Source organism: Formosa sp. F44, from assembly GCF_056238645.1.
In genome coordinates this window covers 177199-198663 of sequence record NZ_JBWDLJ010000003.1, presented here as the reverse complement: position 1 = coordinate 198663, position 21465 = coordinate 177199, and the positions used below count along the sequence as shown (strand labels likewise).

Genomic DNA, 21465 nt, shown 5'->3' with positions numbered 1-21465 from the left:
TTAATCCGCGCTCAAATTTTCGAGCGTAAAATTAAGAAAAAGAAATTAGCTTAAAAGATTAACTATTATTATTTGCCAAACAACGCAAGTTTTAAAATTCGCACCGTCTATTTAATCAAAATACGGCAATTTATCTAACCTTAAAAAAATCACAAATCCGTATAAAAAATTGCTCATCTCCTTACTTAATCGTAATATTGCAATATATAATTATCCCGTATTTAATTATTAACATGATTTAAATTCAAACCTGCTTCACAAGCACTAGACATTACGACTATGGACAAAGAGCAAGAATTAAAGAATATAGTAAAAGAAAGATACACCACCATTGCAGAACAAGGCAAAGCAGAAAATGCGTCGTCGTGTTGTGGCGCTACGACATCTAGCAATAAGGTGTATAATATTATGATGGACGACTACTCCAAAACTGGAGGTTACGTTGAAGATGCGGATTTAGGCTTAGGCTGTGGATTACCAACACAGTTTGCTAAAATTAAAAAAGGAGATACAGTTATCGATTTAGGATCTGGTGCTGGAAATGATGCCTTTGTTGCCAGACACGAAACGGGTGCAGAAGGAAAAGTTATTGGTATTGATTTCACTCCGATTATGATAGAAAAGGCACGTAAAAATGCTGATACATTAGGTTATAATAATGTAGAATTTAGAACCGGAGACATAGATAATATGCCTGTAAACGATAATGTTGCTGATGTTATTGTAAGTAATTGCGTTTTAAACCTTGTACCTAACAAGACCAAAGTAATTTCAGAAATTCACCGTGTTTTAAAACCGAATGGTCACTTTAGTATTTCTGACGTGGTATTGGTTGGAGATCTTCCAAAAGCGCTAAAAGAGGATGCCGAAATGTACGCAGGATGTGTGGCGGGTGCTATTCAGAAATCTGAATATTTACAACTTATCACAGATCAAGGATTTCAAAACATGACTATACAAAAGGAAAAACCCATTGTTATTCCTAACGATATTTTAGAAAAATATTTAACTGCAGAAGAAGTTACCGCGTTTAACGAAGGCAATACAGGTATCTTTAGCGTTACCGTATATGCCGAGAAGGCAGGTGGCCTTGAAACGATTACTACAACATCTACAGAAGCTAATTCCTGCACACCAGGTGGCGGTTGTTGTTAAACCAGTATTGGCAATAAGCCGTTATTCACAAAAAAAGTCCCATGCATTTTATGCATGGGACTTTTTTTATGTTCGGTAAGCCTAGACTTTGCGAATCTGATGTTATACCATCGCGCTAGGCTTTCCAGAATTTCTCAATCTCTTCAAGAGATTTTCCTTTTGTTTCAGGTAAAAATTTATACGTGATAAATACAATTATTAATATAAAGGCTATAAAAATATAGTAAGGTAAAGAACCGTTCCAAGGTGCACTATTGTTTGTTTCACTTCCCATAACAATTGGAAACGACTGAGACACGACATAATTTGCGGCCCATTGTGCCCCCACAGCCACAGACATGGCAACACTTCTTATTTTATTCGGAAACATCTCGGATAATAAAACCCAAACCACTGGCCCCATAGACAAGGCAAAAGAAGCTATAAAAACCAAAACTCCTATTAATGATAACATCCCAACATTTTGTTGCTGTAATGTAATTCCTAGTAACAAGAACCCAATAATCATCCCAACCGAGCCAATATATAGTAATGGTTTTCTTCCAAACTTATCTACAGTGAACATGGCGACAAAAGTGAACACTAAATTCACAAAGGCCAGTAATATTTGTTGTAAAAGCACATCTTCTTTTCCAAAACCAAGTGCTTTTTCAAATATGTCTGCACCATAATACAATACCGCATTAATTCCTGTAAATTGTTGTAATACCGAAAGCACGGTACCTATTGCTATAATTCCCAGAATTGCTTTAGAGAAATAACTCACCTCAACACCATCGTTAGCTTCGTTTAAAGACGCTTTAATATTGGCCATTTCTTTTGAAGCAAGTGCGTCTCCATTAATTTTTTGTAAAACTTCTAGAGCATCTTTATCCCTTCCTTTTAAAGCCAACCATCTTGGACTTTTTGGCACAATAAATAAGAGCACTAAAAACAAAATACTAGGGATTAACTCCGACCAAAACATACGACGCCATCCAAACTCTATATTCTCGGCAACACTTAAATCACTACCAATAAAATATGTTGCAAGAAACACGACAAAAAAACCAATAACAATAGCTAATTGATAATACGTAACCATACGGCCACGAATATTAGAAGGTGCAATTTCTGCAATATACATAGGTGCATTCATAGACGCCACACCAATACCTAAACCTCCAATAATTCTAAAAACCACCAACATACTTACCGTTTGTGGAAACAGTTCTGGTAAACCTGAACCATAGGCCGAAAGCGTAAAAAACACAGCCGATATAATTAAAGATTTTTTTCGACCAATCTTAACACTTAATGGTCCGGCAATAATGGCTCCTACAAAACAACCTAAGAGCGCACTTCCTACAACCCATCCTTTTAAGGCATCGCTTAATTGAAAATATTCTGTAAGATAAAATTGTGCCCCGTTTATAACTCCTGTATCATAACCAAATAACAAGCCTCCCAAAGCGGAAACTGCTGCGATTAATAATAAGAAAAGACTTTTTTTCATTGTTTTAGTTTTAGTGTGTTTGATTAAATAATGCTTAAGACATACTCAAGATGGAATATGATTTATTCTGCAAATAGAATATCACTTTGTACAGAAATTCCATTTTCATTAAATGCTTCTATGGTAAAATAATATGGCGTATCCCGATCTAAGGAACGCATAAAATGTTCATTTGTATCGTAGATTTGCCATGACTGATATAATTTATCTTCTGCAATTCCCCAACGGATATTATAACCTTGCGCGCCTTCTACAGCATCCCAAGAAAATTGCATATCTCTACGATCGTCTTCTCTTTTTACTTTAAATCCTGTAACTTTTTCAGGCTTATCTCCTAGTCCTATTCCAAAGACTCTAAATTCTGACATTGCAAAATTTGTCCCAGGCACTTTAATATTGTTGTAGCGCACATATTTTGCTTTTACAGGAGCGTCTAATACTATGTATGCATTTGGTGTGTCCTTTTCGCTCGTACTTCTGTCTACAACGGTTTGCCAGTTAACACCATCTTCTGAGGTTTCAATTGTAAACTGATGTTTTAATCCTTCGGTACGTGTATAAATTCCTGATTCGTGGTCATGGAAATTCAACTGAAAAGCGTTTATGTTTCCAGGTTTTAGCATGTCGATAGTAATCCATTGTTTATCATCATTGGCTTCTGCAACCCAAAATGTTTTAGGATTCTCGTCTGTTAATACTTTTGAGATTATTTGACCATCAGTATTTTTTTCTAAAGGCAATTCTGTGACTTCTACGGCATCATCATTAGACGTAAATTTCTTAATCTGCATTAAAGAAGAAGAGACTGTAACATCACCTTTATAAGACAATAACATCCAACCATTATGTTGGCCAGCCTTTGTAGGATGATTAGCGCCAAAACGCGGATAATCGCCATAAGCGGTATTGGTATACATCAAGCCATCGTCGTCAAAATACGTAGGAAACATACACAAACGACGTTCCCATTGCGAATTAGAAGCAAGCGCCATGGTGGCAAAATGCCAATATTGTCCGTTGGTTTGCTTCACCGTTATTCCATGTCCTGCACCATTTGTAAATCCGCCTGGTTTAAAACTCATCGGATTATTTTTCATATATGTAAAAGGGCCTAATGGTGTATCTCCAATATAAACCCCATCGGCATACACATTAAATTGAGTTCCTGGTGCGGCGTATTGCAAATAATATTTTCCGTTGTGTTTGGTCATAGAAGCACCTTCCATATACCCTTCCTTTAAAGTTGGGTGAAAGTTATTTTCGCCAAAGCGTTCCCATCCGTGTGCGTCTTCGTCGAGATTAAATAACTCTTTACGCACACCAGTTTCTAAAAAACGATCGTCTTTATTCAGCATTTTCACCTTTAGCGGATTCACATTAGAAGAGCCCCAATACAAATAGGTTTCTCCATCGTCATCTATAAATAATTCCGAATCTTGAATGTCGGTAGATATAGATGCTGTCGGTTCCCATTTTCCACTTTTTGGATCATCTGTATAAAGAATACTTCCGTAGCCGGCAGGATTACCAGCAAAATACACCAACGAATCTTTATGGTTGAAAGCTGTAGGTGCGTTACTACCTTCAAAAAACCATTGTTCTGGCTTAATAAAATCCCAGTTTACCAAATCGGTAGAATGCCAATAGCCAAAAGAACGCGTGACAAACATGTAATACTCGCCTTTAAATTCTATAACCGCTGGATCTGCACCAGAACGGTACGATTTATTCTGACTTGAATTATAAACCATATAGGTATAATCTATATCTAATGGATTAATGTATGTTTCAGAATTTATCTCTGTATTTTCGCCTGTATTAGAAGGTTGTTCTGCCTTCTGATTCTTTTCGTTATTACAAGAAAAAAATAATATTATAGTGAATAAAAAAAGTAAATTTTTCATGATATATAATTTAATGTCGTTTTGGGTTAATACATTATAAAAACGTACTACCCCTTTTAATCTTTCAAACGGTTTACACGCACGATCTGTATTTCATTTTGGCTCGTGTTCAAGTTTTTTTCTAGGACCAAATATTCCTTTTTGATGTGCTTAAAGAGGTACTTATTCTGAAATACGACTTGGTTTCAAAATCAATCTGCTCCTCTGAAAGCCTTACTATCGAATTTCGGACCTGAAATGGTATCGTTATCTAAGAAGTAAAAGCCACACAAATTAATAAGAATATGGGGGTAAAAACTTAAAATATATGTGTGGCATAAGGACTTGCTATTAGTTAATTAAGGCCTTTTTTACTCTGTCAACTCAAAGGATTTCATCATTTGAGCATCCGAATTTGTTCCTACAAATACTTGAAACTGTCCAGGTTCAGCCACAAAATCTAAATCTGAATTATAGAACTTCAAATCTTCAACAGATATTTTGAAAGTTATAGTTTGAGTTTCTCCTTTCTTAATTAATACTTTTTGAAAGCCTTTTAGCTCTTTTACAGGTCGCGTTACAGAGCCTACTAGGTCTCTTATATATAACTGCACCACTTCTTTCCCATCGTAATCTCCAGAATTAGTCACGTCTACAGATACATTAATTTCGCCATCCATGTTTATTACAGATGCATCTAAATTTAGATTTGCATAATCGAACGTCGTGTAACTTAAACCATACCCGAAAGGGTATAAAGGTTCATTACGAACATCGATATAATTACTTTTAAATTTTTCGAATTTCCCTTCAGAATTTCCAAGCGGTCTTCCTGTGTTTTTATGATTGTAAAATAATGGCACCTGACCTACATTTCTAGGAAAGGTAGCGGTTAATTTCCCTGAAGGATTTACATCTCCGAACAACACATCTGAAATCGCTAAACCAGCTTCACTTCCAGGAAACCATGCATTAAGTATGGCAGGTACATTTTCGTTTTCTTCAACCAAGACTAAAGGTCTTCCGGTAAACAGTACTAAAACCACAGGTTTTCCTGTTTTTAGTAATGCATTCAATAAATCTTTTTGGACTTGCGGAATGCCAAGATCTGTTCTACTACTGCTTTCTCCACTTAATTCTGCAGACTCTCCAATAGTAGCTACAATGACATCAGATTTTGCTGCTATTTGAAGCGCTTCGTCTAGCAATTGTTTATCTGTACGTCCGTCGCGCGGAATATCTTTACCAAACATTGTAGCACGTTGTTCTAGCTCTAAATCGTAATCGATATTACTACCTTTAGCATATAACATAGTTGCTTTGTCTCCTATCACCTCTTTTAAACCATCGAAAACAGAATTAGATTGTTCTTGATCGGTAGCCACACTCCAAGTCCCTGCCATGTTATTTGTAGCTTTTGCTAGAGGACCGATTAATGCGATTGTTCCCGCTTTTTTAAGTGGCAATAACTGATCTTCGTTTTTAAGTAACACCATAGATTCTGCCGAAACTTTACGTGCAAAGGCTTTATGTTCTGGAGTAAAGATTTCTGTTTTGGCACGATCGAAATCACAATATCTATAAGGATCGTCAAACAAACCTAATTGATATTTAGCCGTTAAAATACGTTTTACAGCTGTATCAATTTCATCCATAGACACTTTATCATTTTCAAGAGATGTTTTTAATGTTTTCACAAACGCCGCTGGAACAGAAGGCGAATCTCCTGCCATATCCATATCTACACCTGCTTTTAAGGCGAGTTCTGAAACTTCATATTTATCTCCTACACCATGAGCAATCATTTCGTACACACCAGTATAATCGGTTACTACAAATCCATTAAAACCCCAATCGTCCCTTAGTAAATCTGTAAGTAACCACTTATTTCCTGTTGCAGGAATACCATCTACTTCATTAAATGATGCCATTACAGAACCTACTCCAGCATCTACAGCCGCTTTATACGGCGCTAAGTATTCGTTATACATTCTAATACGACTCATATCTACGGTATTGTAATCTCTTCCTGCTTCTGAAGCGCCATAAAGTGCAAAGTGTTTTACACAAGACATAAGTGTATTGTTTGCGGCTAAGTCGTCTGACTGATATCCGTTTACCATTGCTCTGGCAATAGCACTCCCTAAATAAGGATCTTCTCCATTACCTTCGGAAACGCGTCCCCAACGTGGATCTCTAGAAATATCTACCATTGGCGAAAACGTCCAGTTAATTCCATCTGCACTCGCTTCAACCGCTGCTACTCGAGCTGTTTTTTCAATCATCTCCATATCCCAAGAACTCGATAAACCTAAAGGAATTGGAAATGTGGTTTTATAACCATGAATAACGTCCATTCCAAAAATTAATGGAATCCCCAGTCTACTTTGCTCTACAGCAATTTTTTGAACTTCATAAATCTTTTCGGCTGTTTTAATATTGAATAAACCTCCAACTTTACCTTCTTTTATGCGTTCTCCAACATCAGAACCTTTAGCAGCACCTGTTGTAATATCGCCAGACGTTGGTAAATTTAACTGACCTAGTTTTTCTTCTATAGTCATCAATTTTAAAATTGAATCGACTTTAGATGCGAATGGATTCTCTTCCGATGTTTTAGAATTTATAGCTGTATCGCTTTTAGAATTACAGCTTACACACGTAATTGCTATAATTAGAATACCTGTTATTTTTACAAAAAATTGTTTTGTCATTATATTATATTTTATTCGATTTAGAGAAAAGCCATGTTAATAATTCTGGTTCTGCAAAAGCAGCATCCCAACTATTATGATTTGCAAAGTCGTATAGTGTAAATCTTGGAGATCCGCCGTTGTTTAGAATTGCGGATACCATGTTTATGGATAAATTTGGGTCTACCACATCGTCTTTTGCGCCATGAAAAACCCATAACGGGATAGACTTAGCATATGCCATAACAGATTCCGGATGTCCACCACCACATACTGGAATAGCTGCAGCAAACAAATCTGGTTTGCGATAGAGAATTTCGAAGGTGCCCATGCCACCCATAGATAACCCCATAACATACACTTGATTGACTTTTACATATGGTTCTTCTACGATATTATCCATTAAATCCATAACCAAAGCCATCGCTTTAGTAGGTGTTTCTTTGTATTTGTAATTGAACGTTATTGGTTGTGTTGATCGATCGGCTTCTAGTTTTGCCCAATAATCATTTTCAGGGCATTGCGGAAAAATGACTATTGCTGGAAAAGTATTTCGTGTACTTTCCTTTAAAAATAAATCACTACCATTTACTAATTGCTTCTTATTATCGTTGCCGCGTTCTCCTGCCCCATGAAGAAATAAAACCACTGGATACGACTTATCTTCAGAAAACCCTTTAGGCAAAAGCATTCTGTATTGTAGCGTGTCTGTATTTACAATATGTGTTTTACTTAAAAATAAATCTTCGGTCTTTTGTAACTGCTGTGCGTTTAATACAAAAGGCATAATCATTACTAAACACAGTGTTAATATATAAGGTTTTAACGTCATATTTATAGCTTTTAAGAGGTGATTAATAAATAAAACCAAGGACATCTAACCCGTTTTTTACATTGCTGTTTTTCATAAATAAGCGCCAAAGTAACCCTGTTCTATAATTCTCTATCATTACTGGAATTGGACCTTGATCGATAGCGAGGTATCTGGGTTTATACCAATTATCTTGGAAGCTAAAAGCATCGTACGGACCGTATTTACCAACTAGACTATCATGATTTTTATAAATGTTTTTTAAAACATTCATACTTTCCTTTGGCGTGTATGGAAAAGACGACAAGGCGGCAGTTGGCGAAATAACACCAACATCGTTTCCTGGCCTATGTCCATTGTAGCCATTTACAGAATAGCTAGAGGTTAATCCCCAAAGACTATCACCGTATCCTTTATAATTAAGCGGATTATCGACTGCATATTTATAATGTATTTTAGCCTGATTCTGCGTTAGCGTCCAGTAATTTGCATATTGATCTGTTAAGTTTCTAGGATCTAAACCTAAGTACGAATAATGCGCCCAAAATAATGGTCCGACCAAATCTGTATCATTATAAAAATAGTTTAAGACCAAATCTTCGTTGTAGTATGTTTTACTAGAAACAATACCTCCATTTTTTGCCCAACCTTTTTCGTAAACTGTCGGACTAATAGGATGTGTAGGCGATGCTGCCGCTAATACGTACATGATTAAACACTCATTATATCCCTGAACAGGCATATTCATATCCCAACCATAGTTTGGGGACCAATGCCAATACAACACTTCTTCGCCTCCTTTAGTATACCAGTCCCATTCTACTGATTTGTATAGTGCATCGATTTTAGACACCAGTTCTTTTTCGGCGTCGGTATCGCCATCAAAATATTCTGAAACGGTTAATAAGCCTTGGATCAGAAAGGCTGTTTCGACCAAATCCCCGCCATTATCTTTTTCGCTAAAAGGAAATACTTTTCCTGTTTCACCATTAATCCAATGTGGCCAAGCCCCATGAAAACGATCGGCTTTGTCTAGGAAATCTACTATTTTAGCAAATCTTACTAATGCCTCTTCTCTAGATATAAATCCGCGCTCAATACCCACTAGAATAGCCATCAATCCAAAACCACTTCCTCCAGTTGTTACGGTGTTTTCTGGAGATTCCAAATAGATATTATCCATGTGTATTCGCTCGCGTGCTAAACCTGAATTAGGTTCTGCTCCTTCCCAGAAATAATTAATAGTTTGCTCTTGAATTCGATTTAAAAGAGCCTCATCTGAAACAACATTCTCTATTACCTCCGTATCCTCTGCTGTTTCTTCTTTTTCCTCTTTTTGGTTGTTACAACCAAATAAAGAAAGTGATAGTATACTTATTAAAACAAATTTACGTGTACATAGTATGTTCATAAATGATATCTTAAAATTTAGTCACACCCAACCAAACAGGTGTGACTAAAACATTTATATTATTCCCACCCTGGATTCTGTACCATTGTAGGAGTTTGTACTAATTGATTATAAGGAATTGGGAATAATTCATGTTTCCCTATTACAAATGTTTTCCCATCGGCAGCCATGACCTCTTTTGCTTGTCCAGTTCTAACAATATCAAACCAACGATCGTGTTCCATAGCTAATTCTAAATGTCTTTCGTTCCAAATTTGCTCGACTGTAGGATTACTAATTGTAGGCAGACCAACTCTAGTTCTTACTAAATTAAGAGGAGTTGCGGCATCCTGACCGATGTATGTTGCGGCTTCGGCTTTAATTAATAGTATTTCGGCATAACGCAATATTCTTATGTTTTTATCGCCATCGTCTGAACCTGCTGAAGCACTAGAATATGCTTTTTCATTATATCTCGGATTTTCAACTTCAAACACTTTACGACCATCCCACAAAGTTTCACCTTCAAAAATGATAGATGCATTCATTCTAACCATATCACCTTCCGCTTCGAAAGCTTTCACAAGTGTTTCGGATGGCGTGTTGTAACCCCAACCCCAACCATCGGCTCCTCTGGCGCCTTGAGTTTGTGAATATTGTTGAACACCATGTTGGATGGCTTCTCCTCTTGCCTGTACTTCAAAAATAGATTCTACACCATTCTCTGTTGAAGCTCTCCATAATTCTTCATAATTTGGATGTAAACCATATTCTCCGGAATTAATGACATTGTTAGCCATATCATATGCTTTTTGCCACTCTTTTTCATACAAGTAAACTTTAGATAAAAGCGCCTGAGCTGCTCCTTTTGTAGCACGTCCTAAATCGGCAGCATTGTATTCACTTTTTAGAGGTAGTGTAGCAATCGCGTCTAATAAATCGGCTTCGATATAAGCATATACATCGGCTACTGGTTGTCTTTCAACTAAATCGACATCTTGCAAAGGCACTGCACCAAAAGATCTTACTAGCCAGAAATAATTTAAAGCTCTTAAAAACTTAGCTTCCCCGACTAATCTGTCTTTATAAGTGGCGTCTGTCAATCCATAATTTTCAGCATAATCTATAGCAATTGATGCTCTATTTATAGATTTATACCAGTTTTGCCACATAGAAAGAATAGAACCTGCACTACTAGTAAAGGTTAGCGCGTCCAACACATCTTTATCGGCTCCAGTATCGGTTGGAGAACTTCCTTTATCGGCATTATCAGATATAATTTCTGTAATTCCTAAATAGGAAAATGCATAATCCCATTCGGTTAACATACCGTAAGCACCATTTACCATTTCTTGAGGCGTTACTGTTTCGGTATCGTCTTGTTCTAATTGATCTTGACTATCTACGTTTAAATAATCTTCACTACAAGACGCTGTAATTAAAAGCAGCCCGATAGAAAATAGAATCTTTATATTTTTAATATTATTTTTCATAATAACTGATTTTTAAAATTTTACAAATCGATGTTTATACCAAATAAGAAGGTTTTAGTATTTGGATATGCAGAAAGCTCTATTCCTGACACACCGCTTGCTCCCGCTGCTCCTGGAGAACCAACTATTTCTGGAGTGAAACCAGAATACTTAGTAAACATAAATGGGTTTTTAGCAGTCGCATAAATTCTAATTCTAGACACTTGATTTATTAGGTCTGGTAAAGTATAACCTATGGTAATGTTGTTAATTCTTAAATAATCTCCATCTTCTAAATAGTAACTTGAGGCATAAGAATCTCTAGCAGCTCCAGGATTTACATTGGTAGACCCTTCGCCCGTCCATCGGTTTGCAAATGTATCGTACGCTATATTTTCACCACCATCTATACTTGTTCCTTTTAATCCGTTATAAATTTTATTCCCTCCAGATCCAAAGGCATCCACTGTTAAATCGAACGCTTTGTAATTAACACCAAGATTAATTCCGAAGTTATAGGTAGGCAGATAAGAATCGAAGTATTTTTTATCACTATCGTCTATAACACCATCGTTGTTCTGATCTTTATAACGTAAATGTCCTGGAGCAGGCGTACCGTAATGCGGATTGCTATCTATCTCTGCTTGGTTTTGCCAAACACCATCGGCTTCCCACATCCACCATGCATAAATAGGTTGTCCTTCTTGTAATCTCTTTGTTATTTGTCCGTTAGACAAACTTCCTCCGGTCTGACCATCATAAGCCGACTTTACATTCTCTACGTTATTATCATTCTTAGAGAATACAAAACCTAGGTTATAGGATAAGTCTTCAGAAATATTGTCTCTCCAATTAAGCTCTATTTCAAAACCTTTGTTAAGCACCTCTGCGCCATGATCGTAATAATTAGATCCTTCTCCAGACGTATAAACCGGAGTAACATTTAAAATCGCATTTTCTGTATTTCTATTGTAGTAGTTAAAGCTACCTGATAATCTAGAGCTATAGGCTTGAAAATCTAAACCAACGTTTGTTTCTTTAGTGATTTCCCAAGAAATTGGATAGATAGAAGCCCCTAAAGCAGCACCATACACTAAATCTTGATTTGCGCCAAACACATAGTTTACATTACTACTTCCTGGAGAGGTTGTATAGGTTGACACATTAAAAGGCACATCTGAATTCCCTAATTTACCCCAACCTACACGTACTTTTAAGAAGTTTAAATTTTCTATATCACTTAAAAACGATTCTTTAGTTAATACCCAACCAGCACTAAACGATGGGAAATTTCCAAAATACTCTGTATTGTTATCATTATTAAATGTGCTTATACCATCTCTTCGAATATTGGCTTGTAGAAAGTATTTTTCGCTAAAGTTATATTGCAATCTTCCATAGTACGATAATTGGTTTATAGGCGTAGAAGAAAATTGTTGAGACGTTTGCTCGTAGTCTTCAGATGCAAAGTTGATATTCCAATATTGCTCTTTTTCAGGCACATCGTATGCAAGCTGATAAGTATTAAATGTATTATTCTTACTTCCTTTAGTAAGACCTGCTACCACATTAATAGTATGCTTTCCTATTATTTTATCGAAGGTTAAATAGTTATCCCAGTTGTATCTATAACTTTCGGACGTAGAATATGACAAATTATTATCTGCATAAGCCGTAGTTGTTGGATTTGCGGCTTTTAAAGCGTTAAAATCTGCTTCATCTTGTCCCGTATTCATAGTTAAATATTGAGACTTGATATCGTTAAAAGATCTTGATTTATAATACGATTTTGTTGCTCCAAAACGAGAGTTCGCTTTTAAAGAACTTGTTAGCTTAACTTCCAAATCGAAAGATCCTTGCAAGTCTGTAACCTCATCTTTCTGATTTTTATAATACACAGTAGCCAAAGGATTTCCTATAGAATTTAAACTGCTGTTACCTTGGTAACCAACAAGTCCGGTATTAGTATTCCAATCGGACTGACCAAAAGCACCATTATCATAATACGTAGGAACTAAAGGCGATTGGCGGTAAGCTTCGTTAAAGGCTTCGAAAGGCTTAGGTGTTTCTTTGGAAAGCGCAGCACTAAAGCTTTGTGTTAATTTTACTTTATTATCGAAAAGATTGAAGGTATTGTTAGATCTTAAGGTGTTTCTAGTTAAATTTTGACCTTGTAAAATACCATCTTCATTATAATTATTTAAGCTAAAGAAATAATTAATATTTTCATTCGCTCCAGAAACAGCAACGTTATTACTGTTAGATAATCCCACTTCTGCTAACTCATTGTACCAGTCTGTATCGTATGCTTGGTTGGTAGATAATAAATCTGTCGATCCTAACGATGTACGCACTTCATTAAAATAAGTAATATACTCTGAAGCATTAGACATTTTTACTTGGTTAAGCATACTCGTTGCTCCGAAATAAGAACTTAACGCAATTTTTGCTTTGCCGCTTTTACCTTTTTTAGTGGTAATAAAAATAACACCGTTAGCAGCATCCATACCGTAAATAGCAGCCGAAGCAGCATCTTTCATAACATCCATAGTTTCAATATCTGAAGGATTTATGTTACTAATACCGCTTACTTGTATACCATCTACAATGTAAAGTGGTGTTGTACCAGATGCAGCAGTTCCTAACCCTCTAATCATAACTACGGGATCACTACCAGGCGCATTGGTATTAATAATATTTACACCAGATAATTTTCCTTGTATAGATTGTGTAGCATTTACAGCAGGTTGCTTTAAGAGTTCCTCAGATTTTATACTTGAAACGGCTCCTGTTAAATCGGAACGTTTTTGTGTACCATAACCTATAACAACAACCTCATTTAGAGATTCTACATCGTCTTCTAATAGAACATTCACCACATTTTGATTACCCACAGTAATGGTAGTCGATTTAAATCCGATGAAACTAAATTCTAATTTATCACCTTTATTTGCGGTAATTGAGTAGTTCCCATCAAAATCGGTGGACACTCCATTACTGGTTCCTTTTACAATAATATTTACTCCTGGTAATGGGACACCATCATTTTTACTTGTTACAACACCACTAATTTCCATTTCTTGTGCAAAAGCAGTAAATGAAAAAAATAGCATTAACAACAGACTAATCTTTGTTTTCATATTAGTATTATTAAAAGTTAAATATTCAGTTTGTTTGTGTGACTAAATTATAACCTCTTGTTAAATAAAGTTAAAATCCGTTTACATTTTAAATACGTCATTACATCCTTAAAATGTTAAAATGCATCAAAAAAACTCGCTTGACGTACCTTATACTTTTTAAAAAAACGTTGTAGTTGAAAACAAATGAAGCAAATGACGTAGTAATGACGTAGTGCTTAATTACGTAATAGATAATAAAATAGGGTGCTTATTTAAAATTTAACAAGTAATCGGTAATAGAAATGTCATTTTCCAAATCTAGCTTCTTTTTTAATCTATATCTATGCGTTTCTACACCTCTAGCAGATATATTCATTAAAGGTGCGATTTCTTTTGAAGACAGATTCATTTTGATGTAGGCACAGATCTTTAAATCCTTTGGTGTAAGCTTAGCATGCTTGGCTTTTAGACGTTCAAAAAATTCGTCGTGAACCTGACTAAAGTTGTTCTCGAAAACTTCCCATTCGTCTTTAAGAACGATTGAATTATCTAACTTTTTTAACAGCTTTTTAAACGAGTAGTGACTATTAAAACCTTCTTTATTAACCGTTAATTCTTTTTTAATTTCTTGAAGGGTTTCATTCTTTTTAACCAATGCCATGGCATTATTGGCTAACTGCTTACTTTTAAGCTTAATTTCTCTTTGTAACGCTTCATTCTTAAGCTCGACAATTTGCTTTTCATTTTCTAACGTCTTTTCGCGTAGTAGTTTTTGTTGTTCTTTCTGATATTTAATCTTAATCAGGCGTTGCTCTTTTTCTATTTTCTTTTTCTGTATGACGTAGAATACGATACCGGTTAAGATGGCAATAAGCACATATAATAAAAAACCAAAGGTATTTCTGTACCATGGTGGAAGTATATCTATTTGTAAATCGAGAGCAGGAGAAACTGTTCCGGAATTACTGCCGGTTCTAAACGATATGGTATAATTTCCATCCTTAAGACTAGAAAACTCAACTTTATTTCCATCGATTTTATACCATAGATTATCGGTGTTAGAAATTTTGTATTCAAAAAAATGATTGACAGATCGTGCTGAAGATAGTTCTATGGTAATATTTTCATTAAAATTAAAGCGCACCTCATCGTTTGTTATCTCGGATAAATTAATGGGCACACCACCAACAGCTACCATTTCTATTTTTGGTTTGTCCAAGGCATAATTAGATGGCGTGGTACTATTTATCATCATAAAACCATTATCTAAATTTAAAGCATACACCGAGTCGTTTATTTTAGATACATTTTCATACCCTACGATATATCTATTCTTCAAAAAATCGTCACTTAAAACAAGTTGTTCATCATCGTTGGTAAACGATTTAAAATTGATAAAACCTTCGTCATTTTTTAAAGCGAAAAGATTCGTATTGTCTTCAGAGATAATATAACTATGCTTTCCTAGTTTTGTATTTAGCAATTTGTAAGGCACAATGGAATCTAAAATTGGCTCATACTTTTGCCAACCTTCACTAGTTTTAAAACTGATATCATTTTTAATATTGTAAACCCTAATATTATAATTTGAGCTTATGCCTTTTTGCTGATAATTTTCTACACTTTGAATCGTTTGATAATCATCGTCGAAACGAATTTTATAAATCCCTTTAGTTTCATGAGCAACCCAAGCGGTATGCGGATTTTCGAATACCAGAAAACGGGAAGGGATCATGGCTTTATCAAAGTGCTTTACCGTCCACTCACCTTCTTGTTTTTCAAATTTCACTAAACCAGAATACGTGCCCTGTATATACGTATTACTCCGTTCTGGAACTTTCTTTATGGTCCATCCTCCGGTAAAACTAGAGATCTTTTTAAAAGTATTATCGTCTACTAAAAAAGTACCTTCGTTATGCCCACAAAACAGCTCGTCTCCTATAATTGTTAAATCCCAAACCTGACCTTGAGATCCCTCTACAAACTCTAGCTTTTGGTTGGTATCTAATCTAAAAAGCCCGGTATTGGTTCCAATATAAATAACACCTTTAAACGAAATAATATCGTAAACGGCGCCTAACTTACCAGAAACATCATTAAAAAAATAGTTTGTACTATTAAGTTCTATATTGGCAATTCCGTTATCTAAACCTAACCAAAGATTATCGGAGCTATCTAAAGATTGCCCTAAAACCGTATTATTGATTAGGCCATTTTCTTTACTAACATGAAACTTTAAATTTCCATAATTATCGGTTAAAAAAACGCCATCCTTTATAGTACCGAAAACCATTTCTCCATTTTTTAGAATAGAAAAATCGTTAAGCTGATGTTGTTTTATTTTTTCATTGATTTGGAAATTGGTCGGGTTTAACTTGTTGTTCTTTAAAAAGTAGCTTCCTTTTAAAGACGTCATCAAGAGTAGTTTATCGTCGTACTTATTTATAGATATAATTTTAGTATCAATAAGTACATCGTTAAAATAAAACGGTTCCAGTGTATTGTCTTTAAGTAAAAATATGCCTTCACTTAAGGTACTGACGTATAAATTGTCTTCTATAACACTAAAGGAAATAATTAAAGAATTAGACTTTAGTTGTACGACACTCTTATAATCGTATATATAAATATTTGAAAACGATCGAAAAATTATTTTGTCTTTGAATTTTACGATTCCCCATATGTCTTCATTAGGAGAAATCTTCTCGAGTATAGTATCACTTAGTGAGTGATATTTTAGCATTCCAAAATCGTCTTTTTGCCAATACCCAAACTCTTCATAAGAACCGGTATAAACAATATCGTCTACAGTCAATACAGAACGCACGGTGGTATTGTTTGGCAATTGATAAAGTTTCCAAAGCAAGGCATCATATTCTAATAAACCACTACTATTAGCAACATATACTTTACCATTTTCCGCTCTTGAAATATCCCAATTTTGGTTAGCTGCTTTATATTCTGCTAAAGTGTAGTTTTTAATGCTGGGAGAAAACTGAGCATGCCCTACCGATAGAATTAAACAATAAAAAAGTATAGTTAAAATTATTGAACGGTTTCTCATTCTGCTATGCTACTTATTTGCTTTAAATTATTAACATTTAACTGTGCTGGGTAATAGCCTTATTCTAGCATACACCTCTATTAAAATAAAGATTAAAGGTAAAAGAAAATTGATAAATAGTGTCAGTCCATGAACTGTTATCACATTCTTCTATCCCATTTTTAACAATACATTTTGTTTTAAATGACTTCACTCTAATCTAAAATAACACTTTAAAAGGAAGACAGCAGTTATAAAGAGAGCGCTAAAATTAGCCTATAAATAGTAATGATTTTATTAAAATGCTAGGCTACCAATTTATCTTTAGTTATCCGATCTACCACCAAAGAAATAGCGCCATCTCCAGTAACATTACACGCCGTACCAAAACTATCCATGGCTATGTATAAAGCAATCATCAATCCGATCATCTCTTCGGTAAATCCTAACATAGATTGTAAGATACCCACAGCTGCCATAATCGCACCTCCTGGCACTCCTGGCGCTGCAACCATAGCGATTCCAAGCATAAAAATAAAACCGGCAAATAATGTAAAGCTAAAAGGCATACCTTCTAAAATCATTAACGCCATAGCACAAGCAGTAATTTTCATAACACTTCCCGAGAGGTGAATTGTCGCGCATAAAGGCACAACAAAACCCGCTATTTTTTCTGAAACCCCATTTTTTAAACACTGCTCTAGAGTTACAGGTATTGTAGCTGCCGAGGACTGCGTACCAAGTGCAGTAAAATAGGCAGGCATCATGGTTATCAATAACTTAAAAGGATTCTTTTTTGAAAGTATACCAGCAATAGTAAACTGTAGTATTAACAGTAATATATGTAAAATAAAAATTACACCAATTATACTTATAAAAACAGAGAGTATAGAAAACACTTTACCGCTAAACGACATGCTAGCGAATATCCCTAATATAAATAAAGGTAAAAGCGGAATAATAACATATTCTATAACCTGCATAATAATGGTCTCGAAGTCTTTTACCACTAATTTTAGAGTAGAATTTTCCTGATAAGACAGCCCTAAACCAATAACAAAAGCTAGAATTAAGGAAGTCATAATATCCATAAGTGGCGGTATTGTTATACTGAAATAGGGCAATAATTCTAATCCTAAATCTACAATTTGAGCCGTTTCATTTACATGCGATTCTAATAAATTTGGAAATATATTGGATGCCGTAAAATAAGTCATGAATCCCGAAAATAATGTGGAGCCATATGCAATTGCCGCGGTTAACAATAATAATTTTCCAGCCCCTTTACCCAAGTCGGAAATAGCAGGCATAATTAATCCCAATATAATTAATGGAATAGAAAAACTTAAAAACTGTCCGAAAAACGCATTAAATGTGGTGAAAATTCGGTTAACAGATTCCGGTAAATAAAGTCCGAAAACAATACCTAGCACCATGGCTAAAAAAACTTTAAATAGTAAATTCGAAAATAAACGTTTCATAATCTAGGATAATTTATAGCAGACCTTAATTTTATAACAGCAGTCAGTTTTAAGTTCGCAAATATACAGGCATTGAACAGAATTCACCTATAAAAATTGGGTTTAGTAGCATTATCCAAAACGTACTATTTTGTTTGAAGTGTATCAATCCAAAAATTTGAGTCTTTTTGCACCGATAGAACTGAGATTTCATTTTATTTAAAAGGCATTTCTGATATTGTTATAAACACTAAAAAAAGTCTGCAGAAAACGTGAGTATTGTGGTCGTGCATTTCATAGCATGTCGACTAAAAGTTGAAGGTAGCATCAGGGTGAAAACGAAAAAATCCTTGCTAATCAAACGATTAACAAGGATTTATGTACTCAAGGTGGGAATCGAACCCACACTTCCGAAGAAATTGGATTTTGAATCCAGCGTATTTACTACTAAATTTCCATAAGCTATATTATAATCAACTGATTAGCATACATTTAATTTTATATAATATCAATTGATATCGTTTAAAATCATAATTTGTTGTACCTATGTTGTACCAAAAATGATTATCTTTATATCCTAATATTTAAGATATGTCATCAAATGCAAAAATAGTACTTCGGAAAAAGCCTAATAAAGAAGGACATTGTCCTCTTTGTATTCGTATCACAAAAAACCGTCGCTCAAATTATCATTATATAGGTCATAATATTGACCCAAATGATTGGGATGTGAAAAATATTAGAGTTAGAAAATCACATCCTTACTCAGATAGGTTAAACGGTTTGCTTAGTACCAAACTGTCTGAGGCAAATAAAATGCTGATTGATTTGCAGTCGAGCAAAAAGGATATATCGGCAAATCAAATAAAAGAGAAACTTTATGCTTCTTCGGAATCAGTTACTTTTTTTGAAGTGGCACAAGACTTTCTTGATGATTTAGAAGCAAACGAAAAGCTGTCTAGGCTTTCAACAGATAAAGCAAGAATTAATCACGTTTTAAAATTTACCACGTCAAAGCAGCTAACCTTTCAAGAAATTGATGAAAATTTTCTAAAGAAATTTAAAACCTACCTCCGTACAAAACACAACCTATCAGAAAGGTCGATAGTAAATAATCTTATTGTGATTAGAACTATCTATAATAGGGCCATAAAATTGGGTATCGTAGATAGAAAACTTTACCCATTCGGTTCGGATAAAATACGAATTAAGTTCCCTGAAACTGAAAAAATAGGTCTTACTCGAAATGAAGTCATAGAGCTAGAGTCAGTTGATAACCTTACCAAGAATGAAACTCACGCTAGAAATCTCTGGCTTTTCAGTTTTTACTTTGCTGGCATCCGTGTAGCTGATATATTAAAAATTCGTTGGAACGACATTTTTGATAATAGACTTCACTATCGAATGAACAAGAATTCAAAACTGTTATCCTTAAAAATTCCAGATAAAGTTTTTCCAATTTTGAAAGATTACATAAATGACAAGCAGAGCGAAGAGGACTTTATATTTCCTGAAATGAAAAAAGCCGATTTAAAAAATGCTAAAGATGTTTATGCTAAAACAAAAACCGCTAATAAGAAATTCAATAAATATTTGGTAACGGTAGCTGATAAAGCCAAAATATCAAAAAAAGTAACTATGCATATTGCTAGACATACATTTGGGAATATATCGGAAGATAAAATCCCAATTAATATGCTCCAAAAATTATACAGACATTCATCGATTACCACTACAATAAATTATCAATCTAACTTTATGCATAGAGATGCGGATGACGCATTAGATAGCGTGGTAAATTTTTGAAGGGATAAAAAAATCAATTAGCGGATATTTTGAATATGCTAAACCTATCTGTAACAACAAAATATCTGTTCTTTATCTTTTCCAATTAAAAATTTAGTCTTTCCTAAATAGGAATTAAATTTAAATTGGATCCGCTAATTTTTGATTGAAACATTTTACCAACATTTTATATAGATCAGGATGTTTCTTTTTGAGTAAGTCTGGACGCTCGAAGAAATATTCTGAAGCTACTGCAAAAAATTCAGCTTGATTTGTACCTCCATATTTTCGGATATCAGAATGATTGTCGTTTATGGCTTCCATTTCCTTATGAATTAAATTCAACCAAGGTAATGCATATTGATGTTCTAATAATCGCTCTGGAACTCCATCTGTACTATCATCCAACTTATCAATAAGATGCACAAATTCGTGTATGCCAGTATTACTTTTATCGGTTGTGTTTTTAAAGCCGTAGTACAATGCTTTTTTAGATAAAATCATTTGCTTCTCAAAACGTCCATTCCCAACTATTCCACCAATATTTCTTGAGTTATCCTTACTACTAAATTGCATATCCTCATTAAAATAATCTGGATATAAAAGGATACCGCTTAAATTGGTGTAATGCCATTCTTTGAAGCCAAAAACAGGTATTACTGCACTTGCCGCAATTAAAATCTTGTCCAACTCTTCCAGTTCAAGCTGCACACCATCGATATAGACCTCACTTAAAAACTGCATCATTTTTTGCTAAAAAATTAGCTGCCTATTGTTTGAAAGATTTCTATAAAACAGAACATTGTCCATTAATAATTTGTGCCAATGCTCTGGAAATGGCTTTACACTATGGCGTTTCGCTTTTCTATAAAAATGAACAGCAAAAAGAATAATCACAACAGAAATTAAAATATAGGCCATCTTAAAAAAACGTATTAATCTACAGGTTTGGCCTTGAATCCCACTTTTTGCAAAACCGATTTTACATCTTCTTCGGTTGCACCATCGCTTTCAATGGTTAGGATTTTATCAGGATTAGAGGTATCTACTTCCCAACTTTCTACACCTTCTTGTTTGTCTAAAAAGGGGGTTACTTTTGATACACACCCACCACAATTGATATTTGTTTTAAATTTTAAAGTTTTCATAGTATTGA

The 21465-nt window shown here is 34.7% G+C and carries 12 protein-coding genes and 1 pseudogene; 2 read left to right on the top strand and 11 right to left on the bottom strand.

All coding sequences use genetic code 11. From position 1 onward, the window contains the following. Window positions 1-279 precede the first annotated feature (279 nt). Window positions 280-1155: an arsenite methyltransferase gene (locus AC0UBM_RS10870; protein WP_475688657.1), complete on the top strand. Its 876-nt coding sequence runs from the start codon at window positions 280-282 to the stop codon at window positions 1153-1155. A gap of 115 nt (window positions 1156-1270) precedes the next feature. On the opposite strand, the gene AC0UBM_RS10865 is transcribed toward AC0UBM_RS10870, so the two are convergent. The 9 genes from AC0UBM_RS10865 to AC0UBM_RS10825 all read right to left on the bottom strand — a co-directional run bounded on the left by AC0UBM_RS10865 (window position 1271) and on the right by AC0UBM_RS10825 (window position 18545). After that, on the bottom strand, window positions 1271-2650 hold the full coding sequence (locus AC0UBM_RS10865; protein WP_475688656.1) for a sugar porter family MFS transporter: 1380 nt from the start codon (window positions 2648-2650) through the stop codon (window positions 1271-1273). A 62-nt stretch (window positions 2651-2712) separates the two neighbouring features. Then, complete coding sequence (locus tag AC0UBM_RS10860) at window positions 2713-4554, bottom strand: family 43 glycosylhydrolase (RefSeq protein ID WP_475688655.1); 1842 nt, start codon at window positions 4552-4554, stop codon at window positions 2713-2715. Between the two features lie 350 nt (window positions 4555-4904). After that, complete coding sequence (bglX, locus tag AC0UBM_RS10855; RefSeq protein WP_475688654.1) at window positions 4905-7247, bottom strand: beta-glucosidase BglX; 2343 nt, start codon at window positions 7245-7247, stop codon at window positions 4905-4907. A gap of 4 nt (window positions 7248-7251) precedes the next feature. Beyond that, a complete protein-coding gene (locus AC0UBM_RS10850) occupies window positions 7252-8058 on the bottom strand; it encodes a carboxylesterase family protein (RefSeq protein ID WP_475688653.1) in 807 nt (268 codons plus the stop codon). Window positions 8059-8080: 22 nt separating this feature from the next. Continuing rightward, window positions 8081-9448: a glucoamylase family protein gene (locus tag AC0UBM_RS10845; protein WP_475688652.1), complete on the bottom strand. Its 1368-nt coding sequence runs from the start codon at window positions 9446-9448 to the stop codon at window positions 8081-8083. 59 nt (window positions 9449-9507) lie between these two features. Next, the gene (locus AC0UBM_RS10840) at window positions 9508-10920 is read right to left on the bottom strand and encodes a RagB/SusD family nutrient uptake outer membrane protein (RefSeq protein WP_434037090.1); all 1413 of its coding nucleotides are present in this window, start codon (window positions 10918-10920) and stop codon (window positions 9508-9510) included. A 20-nt stretch (window positions 10921-10940) separates the two neighbouring features. Next, window positions 10941-14039 (bottom strand): SusC/RagA family TonB-linked outer membrane protein, encoded by a 3099-nt coding sequence (locus tag AC0UBM_RS10835; RefSeq protein WP_475688651.1) that lies wholly within the window; start codon window positions 14037-14039, stop codon window positions 10941-10943. A gap of 250 nt (window positions 14040-14289) precedes the next feature. Then, complete coding sequence (locus AC0UBM_RS10830; protein ID WP_475688650.1) at window positions 14290-17085, bottom strand: helix-turn-helix and ligand-binding sensor domain-containing protein; 2796 nt, start codon at window positions 17083-17085, stop codon at window positions 14290-14292. A gap of 284 nt (window positions 17086-17369) precedes the next feature. Continuing rightward, window positions 17370-18545 (bottom strand): dicarboxylate/amino acid:cation symporter, encoded by a 1176-nt coding sequence (locus tag AC0UBM_RS10825; RefSeq protein ID WP_475688649.1) that lies wholly within the window; start codon window positions 18543-18545, stop codon window positions 17370-17372. Window positions 18546-19115: 570 nt separating this feature from the next. Here AC0UBM_RS10825 and AC0UBM_RS10820 point away from each other — a divergent pair. Next, the gene (locus tag AC0UBM_RS10820) at window positions 19116-20330 is read left to right on the top strand and encodes a site-specific integrase (protein ID WP_070237438.1); all 1215 of its coding nucleotides are present in this window, start codon (window positions 19116-19118) and stop codon (window positions 20328-20330) included. A gap of 120 nt (window positions 20331-20450) precedes the next feature. Here AC0UBM_RS10820 and AC0UBM_RS10815 read toward each other — a convergent pair. Next, a pseudogene (locus AC0UBM_RS10815) lies at window positions 20451-21230 on the bottom strand (M90 family metallopeptidase). 14 nt (window positions 21231-21244) lie between these two features. Next, window positions 21245-21457, bottom strand: a complete 213-nt coding sequence (locus AC0UBM_RS10810; protein ID WP_070237436.1) for a heavy-metal-associated domain-containing protein — start codon at window positions 21455-21457, stop codon at window positions 21245-21247. Window positions 21458-21465 lie beyond the last annotated feature (8 nt).

Coding starts and splice junctions, on each gene's coding strand:
- AC0UBM_RS10820 (WP_070237438.1), top strand. CDS start 19,116: ATGTCATCAAATGCAAAAATAGTACTTCGGAAAAAGCCTAATAAAGAA.
- AC0UBM_RS10810 (WP_070237436.1), bottom strand. CDS start 21,457: ATGAAAACTTTAAAATTTAAAACAAATATCAATTGTGGTGGGTGTGTA.
- AC0UBM_RS10830 (WP_475688650.1), bottom strand. CDS start 17,085: ATGAGAAACCGTTCAATAATTTTAACTATACTTTTTTATTGTTTAATT.
- AC0UBM_RS10845 (WP_475688652.1), bottom strand. CDS start 9,448: ATGAACATACTATGTACACGTAAATTTGTTTTAATAAGTATACTATCA.
- AC0UBM_RS10860 (WP_475688655.1), bottom strand. CDS start 4,554: ATGAAAAATTTACTTTTTTTATTCACTATAATATTATTTTTTTCTTGT.
- AC0UBM_RS10840 (WP_434037090.1), bottom strand. CDS start 10,920: ATGAAAAATAATATTAAAAATATAAAGATTCTATTTTCTATCGGGCTG.
- AC0UBM_RS10850 (WP_475688653.1), bottom strand. CDS start 8,058: ATGACGTTAAAACCTTATATATTAACACTGTGTTTAGTAATGATTATG.
- AC0UBM_RS10825 (WP_475688649.1), bottom strand. CDS start 18,545: ATGAAACGTTTATTTTCGAATTTACTATTTAAAGTTTTTTTAGCCATG.
- AC0UBM_RS10870 (WP_475688657.1), top strand. CDS start 280: ATGGACAAAGAGCAAGAATTAAAGAATATAGTAAAAGAAAGATACACC.
- AC0UBM_RS10865 (WP_475688656.1), bottom strand. CDS start 2,650: ATGAAAAAAAGTCTTTTCTTATTATTAATCGCAGCAGTTTCCGCTTTG.
- bglX (WP_475688654.1), bottom strand. CDS start 7,247: ATGACAAAACAATTTTTTGTAAAAATAACAGGTATTCTAATTATAGCA.
- AC0UBM_RS10835 (WP_475688651.1), bottom strand. CDS start 14,039: ATGAAAACAAAGATTAGTCTGTTGTTAATGCTATTTTTTTCATTTACT.